This is a genomic window from Streptomyces sp. NPDC058464, assembly GCF_042721035.1.
GTDB lineage: Bacteria > Actinomycetota > Actinomycetes > Streptomycetales > Streptomycetaceae > Streptomyces.
Window position 1 is genome coordinate 77,344 of the sequence record NZ_JBHXMA010000013.1, and the last position, 14,644, is coordinate 91,987.

Sequence of the window (14,644 nt, forward strand, 5' to 3'; positions counted from 1 at the left end):
CCCACGCCCCGGCCCCCGCATAGGGTGCTGGCATGACCGATGCCGTGCGTGTGCGTGGGCTCTGGAAGCGGTTTGGGCAGCAGGTGGCCGTCGGCGGGATCGATCTGTCGCTGCCCGCCGGGAAGTTCGTCGGACTCGTCGGACCCAACGGCGCCGGCAAGACCACCACCCTCTCCATGGTGACCGGGCTGCTGCGCCCGGACCACGGCTCCGTCGAGGTCGTCGGCCACGACGTGTGGCGGGACCCGGTCGCCGTGAAGGCCCGCATCGGCGTCCTCCCCGAAGGCCTCCGCCTCTTCGAACGGCTCTCCGGCCGCGAACTGCTCGGCTACTCCGGCCGCCTGCGGGGCCTCCCCGGCGCCGAGGTCGACAAGCGCGCCACCCAGCTCCTCGACGTGCTCGACCTCGCCGGCGCCCAGCACAAACTCGTCGTCGACTACTCGACCGGCATGCGCAAGAAGATCGGGCTCGCCGCCGCTCTCCTCCACAACCCCGAAGTCCTCTTCCTGGACGAGCCGTTCGAGGGCGTCGATCCGGTGTCCGCGCAGACCATCCGGGGCGTGCTGGAGCGGTACACCGCCTCCGGCGCGACCGTCGTCTTCTCCTCCCACGTGATGGAGCTCGTCGAGTCGCTGTGCGACTGGGTCGCGGTGCTGGCGGCCGGGCGGATCCGCGCGACCGGGACGCTGGAGGAAGTGCGCGGGGCGCATCCCAACCTCCAGGCCGCCTTCCTGGAGCTGGTCGGGGCGAGCGGCCGGGACGCGGCCTCCGACCTGGACTGGCTGGGCGGCGGGGCGGCCCGATGACGGACGTGACCGCCACAGTCGTACGGCTGAAGCTGTCGCTGCTGCGGAACGGGCTGCGGCAGTCCGGCGGCCGACGGGCCGCGTTCGTCGCGTCGGCGGTCGTCGCACTGCTGTTCGCGGTGCTGCAGCTGCTGGGCCTGGTCCTGCTGCGCGGGCATGCGCACGCGGACGCGGTGGCCGTGCTGGGGGCCGCCGTGCTGGCGCTGGGGTGGGCGGTGATGCCGCTGTTCTTCCCGGGCGGCGACGAGACCCTGGACCCGACCCGGCTGGTGATGCTCCCGCTGCGGCCCCGGCCGCTGGTACGGGCCCTGCTGGCCGCCTCGCTGGTCGGTATCGGCCCCCTGTTCAGCCTGTTGCTGCTGGTGGGCTGTGCGGTGGCGGTGGCGCACGGTGCGGCCGGCTACGGCGTCGCGGTCGTCGCCGTACCCCTCGCACTGCTGGTCTGCGTGGCCCTCGCGCGTGCCGTGGCCGCCGCGAACGTACGGCTGCTCAGCAGCCGCAAGGGACGGGACCTGGCGGTCCTGAGCGGCCTGGTCATCGCCGTCGGGGCGCAGCTCGTCAACTTCGGCGCCCAGAGCCTCGGTTCGGCCGGGCTCGGCAGGCTCGCGCCGGTGGCGGACGTGGTGCGGTGGCTGCCGCCCGCGTCGGCGATCGGCGCGGTGCACGCGGCGAGCGAGGGGTCGTACGGGACGGCGGTCCTCCGACTAGGGCTGTCCCTCGCCGCGTTGGTGCTGCTCGTCGGCGCCTGGGCGCGGACGCTGACCCGGCTGATGACCGCACCCGACGGTTCCACGCTGCAGGCGCCCGAAGCGGCCGCCCGGGGGCGTTCACCGGAAGGCGGGAGGCTGGGGCGACTGGGGCGACTGGGGCAGCTGCTGCCGGGCGGCCGTACCGGCACGGTCATGGCGCGCAGCCTGCGCTACGTCTGGCGCGACCCCAAGACCAAGGCCGCCTGGGTGACCTCGCTGGCCATCGGCCTGATCGTGCCCGTCTTCAACGCCCTGCAGGGCACCGGGTCGATCTACTTCGCGTGCTTCGCCGCCGGCATGCTCGGCATCCAGATGTACAACCAGTTCGGGCAGGACACCTCCGCCTTCTGGATGGTCGCGGTGACCGTCTCCTCCGCGCGGGACGCCTACGTCGAACTGCGCGGGCGGGCGCTGGCCCTGCTGGTGATCACCCTGCCGTACACCACGCTGGTGACCGTCCTGACCACGGCCATGCTGGGCGACTGGCCCCGGCTGCCCGAGGTGCTCGGCCTCGCCTTCGCCCTGCTCCGCGCGATGCTGGCGACGGGCGCCTGGACCTCCGCCCGCTTCCCGTACTCCATCCCACAGGAGGGCCACCGCAATGTCGCCCCCGGCCAGACCGGCCTGGCCTGCGTCGCGATCTTCGGCGGCATGGTGTCGGCGGCCCTGCTGTGCGCCCCCGTCATCGCGCTGACGATCGCGTTGAACGCGAGCGCGGGGGGCGAGGAGTGGACCTGGCTGATGCTGCCGGTGGGGGCCGGGTACGGGGCGGGCATCACCTGGGCGGGCCTACGCCTGGCGGCCCCGCGGACGGCGGCGAACCTGCCGGAGATCCTGACGGCTGTCAGCAAGGGCTAGCCGCAACGCGCCCCTTCGGGGGCGCTGGGGGTACCCCCGGCCGAAGGCTGGGGGAGGAACTGCGCGACCAGCCCCCACTCACCCGCAGCCGCGAGACGGCATCGCCGCCCCTCCGGTCGCGCCCTTCACTCCCCCACCCGATCGAGAAACGGCTCCACAGCCGCCCGCCAGGCATCCGGCCGGTCATACGGCAGCAGATGCCCGGCATCGGCCACCTCGGCGTACTCCCCCTTCGGCAGCACCCTGACCATCTCCTGCGCCTCCGCCCGCCCCAGCTCCCCGTCCACCCCGCGCACGACCAGCGTGGGGCACGGTACCTGGGCCAGCTCCTCCCAGTGCGCGTCGTACACCCAGGTCTCCCTGGACTTCAGCATCTGGTCCGGGTCGAACACGGGCCGCCAGCCGTCGGCGCACTCGTGCATCACCTCGGCGTAGAACTCCCCGCGCGCGGGGCTCGGCCGCTCCACCCAGGGATCGTCCTCGCCGAACCACTTGCGTACGTCGGCGAGCGTGGCGAAGGGAACGGGCCAGGACTTGAACCAGTCGGACCACTCGCGCTGCGAGGCCGCGCCGAGCGCGGAGGCCCGCATGTCGCAGATGATCAGACCCCGCACCAGCTCGGGGCGCTTCGCGGCGAGCTGCCAGGCGGTCAGGGCCCCCATGGCGTGGCCGATCAGCACGGCCGGCGCGAGGCCCAGCTGCTCGACGGCGGCCACGGCGTCCTCGACGTACGCCTCACGGGTGTAGGCGGCCTGCGGGGGCTTGTCGCTCTGGCCGTGGCCACGCTGGTCGAGGGCGACGGCACGGTGCCGCCCGGCGAGCCAGCGGGCGGTGGACGCCCAGTGCGAGGCGCGGCCCATCAGGCCGTGCAGTAACAGCACGCCGGGAAACGAGTGGCCAGGATCCTCCGTCTTGGGCGGGTCCGCGAACTCCCAGGCGGCGAGGTTCACGCCGCCGGCTCCTGTCACGTCGATGCGCCGTGCCATGGGCCTGGCACCCCCCTAGCTCCGCGTGCCTAGTGTCGCCTCGTATCGCTTCGTGGTGCTTCGGTACCACTGCAGACTATCGAACCCTTATTCGAAAACCGGGTTCCTGCGGGCAACACCCCTCATTCGAGTGACCCCTCCTCAGGCATGATCGGCGCCGCCGGGGGGATTTGTTCTGCGGGGGGCGGACCGCTCGGGGAAAACGGTCCGAGGGGATGACCCTGAGAGCTCGGGGCTCCGGGTCAGCACTGGGGAGGACAGGCCCCGGTACCGAAAGGTGCCGGGGCCAATCCCACGTCCACGCACATGTCCGTGTCCACGTCTTCGGCACATCCTCCCCGCCCCCCTCAGGTCATATGCCTCTCGCGACAGCCTTGCACGCGAAACGTTCCAGCGCTGCGATTCGGAGCACTGAATCTTCGATTCGACGCGTTCGACACACACGGGTGAGACGTCGAGAGAAGGCGTCAACTTCCCCACGAGCAACAGAAGTTGAACGATGCTCAGGTTGCGGCGACGAACACGTGGGAGGCGACATCCGCCTCCAGCTCGGCCGCCTCACCGCCGCTGCCCACCAGCACCCCGCCGGCCGCCTCCGTCACGCTCACCACCGAACCGGGCTGCACACCCGCCCGCCGCAGCGTGTACATCAGCTGCGCATCGGTCTGGATGGGCTCGCCGATCCGGCGCACGACCACCGTCTTGCCGTCCGTGCCCGGGTCCAGGTCGGCCAGCGACACCATGCTCTCGTCGAGGAACGGGTCCGCGCCGTCCTTCTCGCCCAGCTCCTCCAGCCCCGGGATCGGGTTGCCGTACGGCGACTCGGTCGGATGCCGCAGCAGCTCGAGCACCCGCCGCTCCACGGCCTCGCTCATGACGTGCTCCCAGCGACACGCCTCGGCGTGCACCTGCTCCCACTCCAGGCCGATCACGTCGACCAGCAGGCACTCGGCGAGGCGGTGCTTGCGCATCACCCGCGTCGCCAGCCGGCGGCCCTCGTCGGTCAGTTCCAGGTGGCGGTCGCTGGCCACGGACACCAGACCGTCCCGCTCCATCCGCGCCACCGTCTGGCTCACCGTCGGCCCACTCTGGTCGAGCCGCTCCGCGATGCGGGCGCGCATGGGGACCACGCCTTCCTCTTCGAGCTCGAGGATGGTGCGGAGATACATCTCCGTGGTGTCGATCAGTCCGGACATACGTGCCCCTCGATTACCTCTGCCGGAAACCCCGGCGGCGTGCGCTGGCCCTGCAACCAATTCTGCCGGATCCCACTGACAAGCGGGGGACACCGGAAAAACGGGGGGTGCGGGCCGACCTTCGCCTGCGGGCCGGTGGGGGCGGGCCGCGCAGTTCCCCGCGCCCCTTACGGGGCGCTTCAGCCGCGGGCGCCTTGTCAGCTGACGCCGCTGCCCCCGCACAGGCCGTATTGACACCGACCTGGTCCAGACCTGAGGGTGATCCGCGACACACACGCTGACGCACACGCTGACGCTGACGCTGCGAAGGGGCACCGCATGAGCGACGGCACACCCGCCGACCTGTTCTTCGACGCCGCCATCGGCCTCCTGCAACGGGTACGCGACGAGGAGGCCGAGGCCATCACCGCCGCCGGCACCCTCCTCGCCGACACCGTCGCCTCCGGCGGCCGCCTCTTCGCCTTCGGCGCCGGGCACTCCTCGCTCGCCGCCCAGGACGTCGTCTACCGCGCCGGCGGCCTCGCCCTCATGAACCTCCTCGCCGCCCCCGGCCTCGTCGGCGTCGACGTGATGCCCGCCACCCTCGGCTCCCGTCTCGAACGGGTCGACGGACTCGCCACCGCCGTCCTCGACACCTCACCCCTGCGCGCCGGCGACGCCCTCGTGATCATCTCCCTGTCCGGCCGCAACGCCCTGCCCGTCGAGATGGCCGTCGAGGCCCGCCGGCGCGGCGCCAAGGTCATCGGCGTGACATCGGTGGCGTACGCCACCGAGACCACCTCCCGGCACTCCTCCGGCACGTACCTCAAGGACCACTGCGACATCGTCCTGGACTCGAAGATCGCCGTCGGGGACGCCGAGCTCACCCTCGACACCATCCCCGCACCCTTCGCGCCCGCCTCCACGGTCGTCACCAGCGCCCTGCTCCAGGCGGTCCTGGCCACCACCGCGGCCACCCTCGCCGACCGCGGCACCGAACCCCCGCTGCTGCGCTCCGGCAACGTCGACGGCGGCCACGAATGGAACGCCCGCGTGTTCGAGGAGTACCGCGACCGGATCTTCTACCAGCACTGAGCGGCTGTCGCTGCTACTGCTGCCGGTCCTTCGCGAGGTGGGCGAGATCCAGCGCGGTCGCGATGCGCACGGCCACGTCCTCCGCGTACGTCGCGTCCGCGCGCTCGAAACGGTTGCGGGCCGACCCGCGCAGGAACGTCACGACGCCCAGCGTCCGCCCCCGGCTGCGCAGCACCGCGCACAACGCGTGCACCACGTCACCGGGCCACTGCCGGTCCAGCGCCCAGGCCCGCGCCCGGTCCAGCGGCACCGAACCGGCGTCCGCCCGCACACTCCCGGCCCGCACCACGCACTGCAACGCCGGATGCCCCTCCTCGTAGCGCACCGGCAGCCCCGCCGCCCCCGTCAGCATGCTCGGCCCCGGCGCCCCGGCCGGCGTGGCCGCGATCCGCACCAGCCGGACCGGCCCCACCTCCCCGTCGGCCCGGGAACCGCCCACCACCCGGTCGATCACCGCATGGTCCGCGAACCCGGCCAGCGCGAAGTCCAGATGGACGGTCGCCGCCTCCGCCGGGTCCTCGCACTCGGCCGCCGCACGGGCCGCACGATGCAACTGGTTGGCACGGAAGCGCAGCATCGCCGCGTCCTGCTCCGCGTGCTTGGCCTCCGTGACGTCCAGGAACAGCCAGCCCACCCCGAGCGGCACCGGCTCCTCGGCGAGCGGCGACGCCAGCCTCAGGAACCCGGACCGCCAGCAGCGCCGCTGCTCGCCCTCGGGCGTCCGCACGCTCACCCACATCTCGGCCGGCGCGGGCGGCGCCCCCTCGGCCAGCACATGCGTGAGCGCGCTCTCCAGATCCTCCACACCCAGCGCGAGCAACTCCCCCAGCGGCCGGCCGAGCGCCGACGTACGCCCGATACCGAGCGCCCGCGCGGCATGCGCGTTGACGACGGCGGGCCGCAGATCCGCGTCCACGAGGACGACGCCCCAGGCAGCGTCCTCGAACAGCGCCTCGCTCAGCGCGATCGACCGCTCCAGGTCGATCTGCGCGTGCACCTCGCTGAACGCGCAGTACACCCCCGCCGGCTTCCCGTCCGGCCCGCGCACGGCCGCCGACTGCGTCCGTACGAGGACCCGCCCGCCGTCCTTGGTGAGCAGCGCGAACTCATGCACCTGCCGACCGGGCGCGTGCATGGCGGACAACAGCCGCCCCTCCACCTCGTCGGCGTCCGCCTCACGCACCGCCCACCCGGCGAACCCGTGCCGGCCCACCGCCTCGGCCGCCGTCCACCCGAGGATCCGCTCGGCCTCACGGTTCCAGTGCGTGACGAAGCCGTCCGCGTCGAACGCGCACAGAGCCGCGTCCATGCCGTCGAGCAGCGCGGCGAGCAGGTCGGAGCCGCCCGAGTCCTCCGGAGCATCCCGCTCCGGTTCCGGCTCGGGCTCGTCGGGCCCCAGCTCGTCCGTGGCCCCACTACGCCGGGAAGCACTCACCTGGACCCCCATCAGGCTGCGTCCGCACGCACGGCGCGTCGGTTCACTCGCTGCCCTTCATTCAACTCGAACGTGACGCAGCCCACACTGTGTTCCCGCAAGATTGAGGGAATCGTTGCAACCCGCCGTCCACCAGCGCTTCAGAGCGCGAGCCGCAGATCCACCCACTCGTCGCTCTCCCCGTCGAGCACATACCGCTCGACCTCGACGAACCCGTGCCGCCGCGCAAACCGCACGCCGTCCTCATTGACCCCCAGCACACATGTCTCGACCACCTCGGCCCCCTGCGCCCGCCCATACCCGAGCGCGTGCTCGTACAAGGCCGTACCGAACCCCCGCAGCCGAAACTCCGGCAACACCCGCGCGATCACCGTCACCACCCCGCCGACGGCAGGCCGCACAGTGGAACACCCCACGAGCACCTCCCCGTCGTACGCGTTCTCCAGCCGATACCCCCGCACCAGCCGCTCCCGCGCCTCCTCCGCCGACATCGCGGCCGGCGGCACGACGATGTTGTGCACATACCGCCACCGTTCCAGCGCCTCATCGCCGTCGACGAGGACCACCCGAAGATCACTCACGCGTCACCCTCCCCTTCTGCCGACCGCCGCGCGTAAACCTCGATCTCGATCTTCATCCGAGGATCCGACAGCCCGCACACCATCATCGTCGCGGCGGGCCGCACCTCCCCGAACACCCGCCGCAGCACCGGCCAGCACGGCTCGAAGTCCTCCCGCACCGGCAGCAGATACCTCACCCGCACCACGTCCCCGAACCCGCACCCGGCCTCCGCCAGCGCCGCCCCGATGTTCCGCAGACACTGCTCGGCCTGCTCCACCACGTCCTCGGAGATCGTCATCGCCGCATAGTCGAACCCGGTGGTCCCGGACACATGCACCCAGTCCCCGTCCACCACCGCCCGCGCATACCCGATCTCCTCCTCGAACACGGACCCACTGAGAATCACCCGCCGCTTTGTCATACCGGAACGCTAGAGGGCCTTCTCCGGCTGCGGTGCCGATCCCGCCACCGGCCACAACGCCCGTTGCCGACCGGCAGGAACCAGAGCACGCACTGGTCACAAGATCACACGGACCCTAGCCCCTACTCCGTGACGAAGGGTGTGTATCCGACCGGGACCTCGCTCACCTGAAGATCCGAGAAAAGCAAAGTCAGGTTGTGTGCACTGGTCTCAATACACACCTCATGGAAGTCGATCCCAAGAGCCTTGGACCAGTGGCGGGCTCCCTCCGACTCAGGGAGAAGCCTGGCTCCCGGGTACAGGCTGTGCCACTTCACGCCCCAGACGTATCCGTCGAGGTCGATACCGGTCTTGTGGTCGATGAGCCGGTCGTCCAACGAGATCCGCCAAGTCTTCGCCGGCACTGACGTCTCGCATCGGGCCTCGACGCAGTACCGGAAGAGATACCGCAGGCGGGACGGCGTGATGCCGGTACGGGGATCAGCCGTCGCGTAGACGATGACCTCGTAGTCGCGCATGTAGTTGCTGTATCCGTGGTGCACGACAGCGTGATCGAAGGTCTCGTCCAGCATCTGTTCAAGTACGGCGGTATCCATGCCGTCCTTCTACCTCACTCGACGAGACCTTCGACAACCAGATGCACGAGTGCCAGACGCCATCGCCCCCAAAGATCGACCACACACGCCTGAGCAGGAAAATCACGTGCGCGTTCGAAAGATCGGCAAAATCCACATGAACGAGCGACTCCGGTTCGTTCAAGGCAATAGTTGCGGTCCGGATCAGTAGCTTCAACTGCACACTTCGGAAAGGAGGTCACTCGCTCCCCAGCCACGAGGCCGTGGAGTGGCCAGCACCGGCAGGGAACATGGGCGAGGGGAGACCGACGGGACCGGCACCGAGGCCCGTCGGCGACACGCCAAGCGCGTCGCCCCGGTGGCGCAGGCGGCAGAGAACGGGAGCGGTGACGCTCCCACCCACCCACCGGAGTACGCGGGCGGAAGCGGCGACGGCAGAGTCTTCGGTACGGATTCCCGCGCCTACGGCGCTCCCGGACCAAACAGCACTTCGGGTACGTCACCGGGGACCTCGTCCGTGCCGTCGTCCCCTCGCACAGTCTCACGACGCCGGTCGGCCGTTTCAACGTCCGGCACCGGAATCTGCGGCTGTGGCAGCGCGGCGACGGTTACGGCTACTCCACCCAGCAGGAAGCAGCGCCGCCAGCATCTCAAAAAATCCCTTGAGCGCTTCCAGCCAGCCTCGTAATGTGTGGGGCACCGAGGAGAGGAGGTGGTTCGGAGCATGTATGCACACCGGACGTCGGAGGTGGCTGCGGGCTAGCGCCCGTCACCACACCTGTGCGGTGCCGGACCGGCGTGCACGAGATGCACGCAGCCGGCCTAATCCAACGCAGTCACCCGACCCGCGAGCTCGCCGGTACGTCCGGCCGGCTTCTCCGCCAGATGGCGGAGGGACCCGAGCTCGCGGGTCGTCTGCGTTCTCGGGGATTTCGGGCCCCGTAGGGACGTCAGGGGCTGAGGCGTTCCACGTGCCAGGTGCCGGCGGGGTCGGCCACGTAGCGGAGGCGGTCGTGGAGGCGGTTCTGGCGGCCCTGCCAGAACTCGACGGTCTGGGGGGCGATGCGGAAGCCGCCCCAGTGCGGGGGGACCGGGACCTGTTCGCCCTCGGGGTAGCGGGCGCTGAGCTCCGCGTAGGAGGCGTCGAGTTCGGCGCGGGAGTAGATGACCGTGGACTGGGTGCTGGCCCAGGCGCCGAGCTGGGAGCCGTGCGGGCGGGTGCGGAAGTAGGCGGCGGTCTCGTCGCGGCCGGTGCGGCGGGCGGTGCCGGTGACGACGACCTGGCGGGCGATGGCGTGCCACGGGAAGACCAGCGAGACGTACGGGTTCGCGGCGAGGTCCTGGGCCTTGCGGGAGTCGTAGTTGGTGTAGAAGACGAAGCCCCGGGTGTCGTACTGCTTCATCAGGACCGTGCGTGAGCTGGGGCGGCCCTCGGCGTCGGCGGTGGCGACGACCATCGCGTTGGGTTCGTAGATCATGCCGTCGGCGGCCGCCCGCGCGGCCTGTTCGAACCAGCGGGTGAACTGGTCCATGGGGTGGGCGGCCAGGTCGTGCTCTTCGAATCCCTCGGCCCGGTAGTGCTTGCGCATCGCGGCGGGGTCGAGGATGGGGTCGTCGTCGGAGGCTGCGGCGTCACGATCGGTCACGCGGTCATCTTGCCGTATCGCTCTGTGCGGCACCGGCGGGCGGCGAGGAGTGTGGCACTGAGTGCCGCTGGGCTCCCCAACTCTGGCACTCGGGGTTATGGTGCAGTTGCCTCCGCCTACACCCATGAGGAGCCGCCCCATGTCCGACTTCGTACCTGGGCTCGAAGGAGTCGTCGCGTTCGAGACGGAGATCGCCGAACCGGACAAGGAGGGAGGCGCCCTGCGGTACCGGGGCGTCGACATCGAGGATCTGGTCGGGCACGTGTCGTTCGGGAACGTGTGGGGGCTGCTCGTCGACGGGGCGTTCAATCCGGGACTGCCGCCGGCCGAGCCGTTTCCGATCCCCGTCCATTCGGGTGACATCCGGGTGGACGTGCAGTCGGCGCTCGCGATGCTGGCGCCGGTGTGGGGGCTGAAGCCGCTCCTGGACATCGATGCGGACCAGGCCCGGGAGGATCTGGCGCGGGCCGCGGTCATGGCGCTGTCGTACGTCGCCCAGTCCGCGCGTGGGCAGGGGCACGCGATGGTGCCGCAGCGGGAGATCGACAAGGCGCACTCGGTGGTCGAGCGGTTCATGATCCGGTGGCGGGGCGAGCCGGATCCGAAGCATGTGGCGGCTGTGGACGCCTACTGGACCTCGGCCGCTGAGCATGGGATGAACGCTTCCACGTTCACCGCGCGGGTCATCGCCTCGACCGGTGCCGATGTCGCCGCGGCGCTGTCGGGTGCGGTGGGGGCCATGTCGGGGCCGCTGCACGGGGGTGCGCCGTCGCGGGTGCTCGGGATGATCGAGGAGATCGAGCGGACCGGGGACGCGGTGGGGTACGTCAAGCGGGCGCTGGACCGGGGTGAGCGGCTGATGGGGTTCGGGCACCGGGTGTACCGGGCGGAGGACCCGCGGGCGCGGGTGCTGCGGCGGACGGCGCGGGAGCTGGGGGCGCCGCGGTTCGAGATCGCTGAGGCGCTGGAGAAGGCGGCGCTGGAGGAGCTCCACAATCGGCGGCCGGATCGTGTGCTCGCCACCAATGTGGAGTTCTGGGCGGCGATCATGCTGGACTTCGCGGAGGTGCCGGCGCACATGTTCACGTCGATGTTCACGTGTGCGCGGACGGCGGGGTGGTCGGCGCACATTCTCGAGCAGAAGCGGACGGGGCGGTTGGTGCGGCCGTCGGCGGAGTATGTGGGGCCGGGGGTGCGGAGGCCGCAGGACATCGAGGGGTTTGCGGATATCGCCCACTGAAGGGGTCGCAGGGGTGCATGGGCGGGTGCGGGTGCGCCGTGGCTGGTCGCGCCCACGCGGCGGAGCCGCAAATCAAATACAGCCCCGCGCCCCTGAAAAGCGGGCCCTTCGGGCCCTGCTTTTCAGTCCAGCACCTCGTCCAGCAGTGCCGCCCACTGCGCCACCACGCGCTCCCGCCGCGCCCGGTCGTCCGTGAGGAGGTTGGCCAGGCCCAGGCCTCGGGCCATGTCCAACAGGCCCTGGACCGTCTCCCGGGCGCCCGGGCGGGACTCGTCCGCGGCCAGGAGGTCGACGGCGATGCGGTGGGTCTCGCGGCCTACGCGGGCTTCCAGTTCGGTGACCCGGGGGCGGAGCTGGTCCTCGCTGGAGGCGGCGACCCAGAGGTGGAGTGCGGCGCGGAAGAGGGGGCCGGTGTAGAGGTCGACGAGGGCCGAGACGACTGCTCGGCGGTCGTCGGCGGCCGCGCCCTGCGGGAACAGGGCGCGGAGGGCGGTGGAGCGTTCCTCGGCGACGTACTCGACGGCGGCCGTGAAGAGGTCCTCGCGGGTCGGGAAGTGGTGTTGGGCGGCGCCCCGGGAGACACCGGCGCGTTCGGCGACGACGGCCACGGTGGAGCCTGCCCAGCCGCGCTCGGCGAGGCAGGCCACGGCGGCCTCCAGGAGTCGCTGCCGGGTGGCGCGGCTGCGGTCCTGTTTCGGCGCGCGTTCCGACGTGCCCACACCCGTGCCGGCACTCGCACTCACACCCGTGTTCACACCACCCACGCCGCGTCCCGTCGTTCGAGGAAGGCCGTCATCCCCTCGCGGGCCTGGTCGGAGGAGAACAGCCGGGCCGAGAGTGCGGTGAGGTGGGCCGCGTCCCGGTCGAATGTCTCCAGCACCCTAGCCGTGAGCAGCTGTTTCGTCTCGGCCAGGGCCTGGGGGGCGGAGCGGCGGAGGCCGTCGAGGACGGGGGCCAGGGCGGTGTCGACGTCGTCGGCGGTGGTGGTGAGGAGGCCCAGGCGGACGGCCTCGGCGGGGTCGAAGCGTTCGCCGGTGAGGTAGTAGCGGGCGAGGGTGCGGGGGTCGGCGCGCGGGAGGAGGGGGAGGGAGATCACCGCGGGGGCGACGCCGATCCGTACCTCCGTGAAGGCGAAGGTGGACTCGGTGGAGGCCGCCGCGATGTCGCAGGCGGCGAGGAGGCCGAGGCCGCCCGCGCGGACGTGGCCGGTGATGCGGGCGACGACCGGCTTGGGCAGTTCGACCAGTTGGCGGAGGAGGCCGACGAGGGCGTCGGGGTCGGGCGGGTCGCGCAGGTCGGCGCCGGCGCAGAAGGTGTTGCCGGTGTGGGTGAGGACGACGGCGCGGACGTCGGGGTCCTTGGCACAGTCGGTGAGGGCCTCGGCGAGCTCGGCGACGAGGGCGGCGGACAGGGCGTTGCGGGTGGCGGTGGCGTCGAGGCTGAGGGTGGTGACGGCACGCGTGTGTGTCTGTCCGACCGACGGTGCGATCGACGTCATGGGCGCTCCTCGGGTTCCGCGGTCTTGGCGAGGGCGCGCAGTTCGCGGCGGAGTATCTTCCCGGAGGCCGCGCGGGGCACGCCGGTGATGAAGGTGACCTTGCGGACGCGCTTGTAGGGCGCGACGCGTTCGGCGACGTACAGCATGGTCTCGTTCTCGGTGAGGCCGTCGGCGGTGGGCTGGCGGACGACGAAGGCGTGCGGGATCTCGTTGCCGTCGTCGTTGTAGGCGCCGACGACGGCGGCGTCGGCGATGCCCGGGTGGGTGAGCAGGAGGGCCTCCAGTTCGGCGGGTGCCACCTGGAAGCCCTTGTACTTGATGAGTTCCTTGACCCGGTCGACGACGTACAGCCAGCCGTCGGCGTCGACATGGCCGACGTCCCCGGTGTGCAGCCAGCCGTCGGTGTCGATCATCTCGGCGGTGGCGTCGGGCCGGCCGAGGTAGCCCTTCATGACCTGGGGGCCGCGGATGACGATCTCGCCGGGCTCGCCGACGGCGAGGTCCTTGTGCGGGTCGTCCAGGGACACGATCCGCATCTCGGTGCCGGCGATGAGCTTGCCGACGGTGCCGGGCGGCGACTGGCGCAGGGCGTCGAGGGGGACGATGTGGGTGCCGGGGGAGAGTTCGGTCATGCCGTAGCCCTGTGCGACGGGCGGCATGCCGAGGCGGTCGCCGCAGGCCGTGGCGAGTTTGGCGTCCAGGGGTGCGGCGGCGCTCATGACGTACTTCAGGGACGACAGGTCGTACTGCTCGACCAGCGGGTGCTTGGCGAGGGCGAGGACGATCGGCGGGGCGACCCACAGGCCGGTGATGCGGTGGTTCTGGATCGCCGCGAGGAAGGTCTCCAGCTCGAAGCGGGGCAGGACGACCACGGTGGCGCCGTTGCGCAGCGGCGCGTTCATGAGCGCGGTGAGGCCGTAGATGTGGAAGAACGGCAGCACGGCGAGGATGCGGTCGCCGGGGCCGGACGGGACGGGGATCTCCAGCTGCGCGAGGTTGGTGGCGATCTGCCGGTGGGTGAGCATGACGCCCTTGGGGACGCCGGTGGTGCCGGAGGAGTACGGCAGCGCGGCGACGTCCTCGGCGGGGTCGATGTCTACCTGCGGCTCGGGGGCTTCACTGGCCAGCATGTCGAGCAGTGAGCGGTGTCCGGGTGCGCTGTCGCAGACGAATATCTCCGCTATGCCGCCCGCGAGTTCGGCGGCCCGGCGGGCCGTCTCCAGGAGCGGCGAGACGGTGACGATCCAGCGGGCGGCGGAGTCCTTGAGCTGTTTGGCGAACTCCTCGGGGGTGGCGAGCGGGTGCACGGTGGTGACGGAGGCGCCCGCGCGCGTGGCCGCGTAGAACGCGGTCGGGAAGGCGACCGTGTTCGGGCTGTGCAGGGCGAGCACGTCGCCCTTGCGGACACCGGCGTCGGCGAACGCGGCCGCGAGCCGTCGGTGGAACCGGTCCAGCTGTGCGTACGTGAGGGTGGTGCCGTCGTTGCCGTCGACCAGGGCGGGCGTGTCGCCGAACTCGGCGGCCCGGCCCAGCACGGCCTCGTGGATGGGGAGTTCTACGGGCGGAACGTCTGCGTACTCGCTGCGGAACACGGTTCCT

At 71.3% G+C, this 14,644-nt stretch carries 14 protein-coding genes; 4 read left to right on the forward strand and 10 right to left on the reverse strand.

The genetic code is table 11. The features are described 5' to 3' along the window. The first annotated feature begins 32 nt into the window (after positions 1 to 32). Both ACFWPQ_RS19045 and ACFWPQ_RS19050 read left to right on the forward strand, forming a co-directional pair. Positions 33 to 806 carry an ABC transporter ATP-binding protein gene (locus ACFWPQ_RS19045; protein WP_384035594.1) on the forward strand — a complete coding sequence of 258 codons (774 nt, stop codon included), beginning with the start codon at positions 33 to 35 and terminating at the stop codon, positions 804 to 806. Then, positions 803 to 2,413: a transporter gene (locus ACFWPQ_RS19050; RefSeq protein WP_384035597.1), complete on the forward strand. Its 1,611-nt coding sequence runs from the start codon at positions 803 to 805 to the stop codon at positions 2,411 to 2,413. Before ACFWPQ_RS19045 ends, ACFWPQ_RS19050 begins: the two co-directional genes overlap by 4 nt. 125 nt (positions 2,414 to 2,538) lie before the next feature. Here the strand turns inward: ACFWPQ_RS19050 and ACFWPQ_RS19055 are convergent, their stop codons facing one another. Both ACFWPQ_RS19055 and ACFWPQ_RS19060 read right to left on the reverse strand, forming a co-directional pair. Then, positions 2,539 to 3,399 carry an alpha/beta fold hydrolase gene (locus ACFWPQ_RS19055; protein WP_384035600.1) on the reverse strand — a complete coding sequence of 287 codons (861 nt, stop codon included), beginning with the start codon at positions 3,397 to 3,399 and terminating at the stop codon, positions 2,539 to 2,541. A 503-nt stretch (positions 3,400 to 3,902) separates the two neighbouring features. Then, entirely contained in the window at positions 3,903 to 4,595 is a 693-nt protein-coding gene (locus ACFWPQ_RS19060; RefSeq protein ID WP_384035603.1) for a metal-dependent transcriptional regulator, read from the reverse strand. A 318-nt stretch (positions 4,596 to 4,913) separates the two neighbouring features. On the opposite strand from ACFWPQ_RS19060, the gene ACFWPQ_RS19065 reads away from it, so the two are divergent. Beyond that, positions 4,914 to 5,669 carry an SIS domain-containing protein gene (locus ACFWPQ_RS19065; RefSeq protein WP_384035606.1) on the forward strand — a complete coding sequence of 252 codons (756 nt, stop codon included), beginning with the start codon at positions 4,914 to 4,916 and terminating at the stop codon, positions 5,667 to 5,669. A 13-nt stretch (positions 5,670 to 5,682) separates the two neighbouring features. Here ACFWPQ_RS19065 and ACFWPQ_RS19070 read toward each other — a convergent pair whose 3' ends face one another. The 5 genes from ACFWPQ_RS19070 to pdxH form a co-directional block, all read right to left on the reverse strand. Then, positions 5,683 to 7,104, reverse strand: a complete 1,422-nt coding sequence (locus ACFWPQ_RS19070) for a PAS domain-containing protein (RefSeq protein WP_384035609.1) — start codon at positions 7,102 to 7,104, stop codon at positions 5,683 to 5,685. 140 nt (positions 7,105 to 7,244) lie between these two features. Further along, positions 7,245 to 7,685, reverse strand: a complete 441-nt coding sequence (locus ACFWPQ_RS19075) for a GNAT family N-acetyltransferase (protein WP_384035612.1) — start codon at positions 7,683 to 7,685, stop codon at positions 7,245 to 7,247. Beyond that, positions 7,682 to 8,086 (reverse strand): RidA family protein, encoded by a 405-nt coding sequence (locus ACFWPQ_RS19080; protein ID WP_089102391.1) that lies wholly within the window; start codon positions 8,084 to 8,086, stop codon positions 7,682 to 7,684. The genes ACFWPQ_RS19075 and ACFWPQ_RS19080 overlap by 4 nt, the downstream gene beginning before the upstream one ends. Before the next feature lie 122 nt (positions 8,087 to 8,208). Next, on the reverse strand, positions 8,209 to 8,682 hold the full coding sequence (locus ACFWPQ_RS19085) for a hypothetical protein (protein ID WP_384035615.1): 474 nt from the start codon (positions 8,680 to 8,682) through the stop codon (positions 8,209 to 8,211). A 929-nt stretch (positions 8,683 to 9,611) separates the two neighbouring features. After that, positions 9,612 to 10,307 (reverse strand): pyridoxamine 5'-phosphate oxidase, encoded by a 696-nt coding sequence (pdxH, locus tag ACFWPQ_RS19090; RefSeq protein WP_384035617.1) that lies wholly within the window; start codon positions 10,305 to 10,307, stop codon positions 9,612 to 9,614. Positions 10,308 to 10,446: 139 nt separating this feature from the next. Between pdxH and ACFWPQ_RS19095 the strand changes: the two genes are divergently transcribed. Beyond that, positions 10,447 to 11,547 carry a citrate synthase 2 gene (locus ACFWPQ_RS19095; RefSeq protein WP_384035620.1) on the forward strand — a complete coding sequence of 367 codons (1,101 nt, stop codon included), beginning with the start codon at positions 10,447 to 10,449 and terminating at the stop codon, positions 11,545 to 11,547. A gap of 122 nt (positions 11,548 to 11,669) precedes the next feature. On the opposite strand, the gene ACFWPQ_RS19100 is transcribed toward ACFWPQ_RS19095, so the two are convergent. Genes ACFWPQ_RS19100 through ACFWPQ_RS19110 form a run of 3 tightly spaced genes read right to left on the reverse strand, consistent with a single transcriptional unit; the run spans position 11,670 to position 14,637 of the window. After that, positions 11,670 to 12,290, reverse strand: a complete 621-nt coding sequence (locus ACFWPQ_RS19100) for a TetR/AcrR family transcriptional regulator (RefSeq protein WP_384035622.1) — start codon at positions 12,288 to 12,290, stop codon at positions 11,670 to 11,672. Positions 12,291 to 12,298: 8 nt separating this feature from the next. After that, entirely contained in the window at positions 12,299 to 13,045 is a 747-nt protein-coding gene (locus ACFWPQ_RS19105) for an enoyl-CoA hydratase family protein (protein WP_384035624.1), read from the reverse strand. Continuing rightward, the gene (locus tag ACFWPQ_RS19110) at positions 13,042 to 14,637 is read right to left on the reverse strand and encodes a 4-coumarate--CoA ligase family protein (RefSeq protein ID WP_384035627.1); all 1,596 of its coding nucleotides are present in this window, start codon (positions 14,635 to 14,637) and stop codon (positions 13,042 to 13,044) included. Before ACFWPQ_RS19110 ends, ACFWPQ_RS19105 begins: the two co-directional genes overlap by 4 nt. Positions 14,638 to 14,644: the final 7 nt, after the last annotated feature.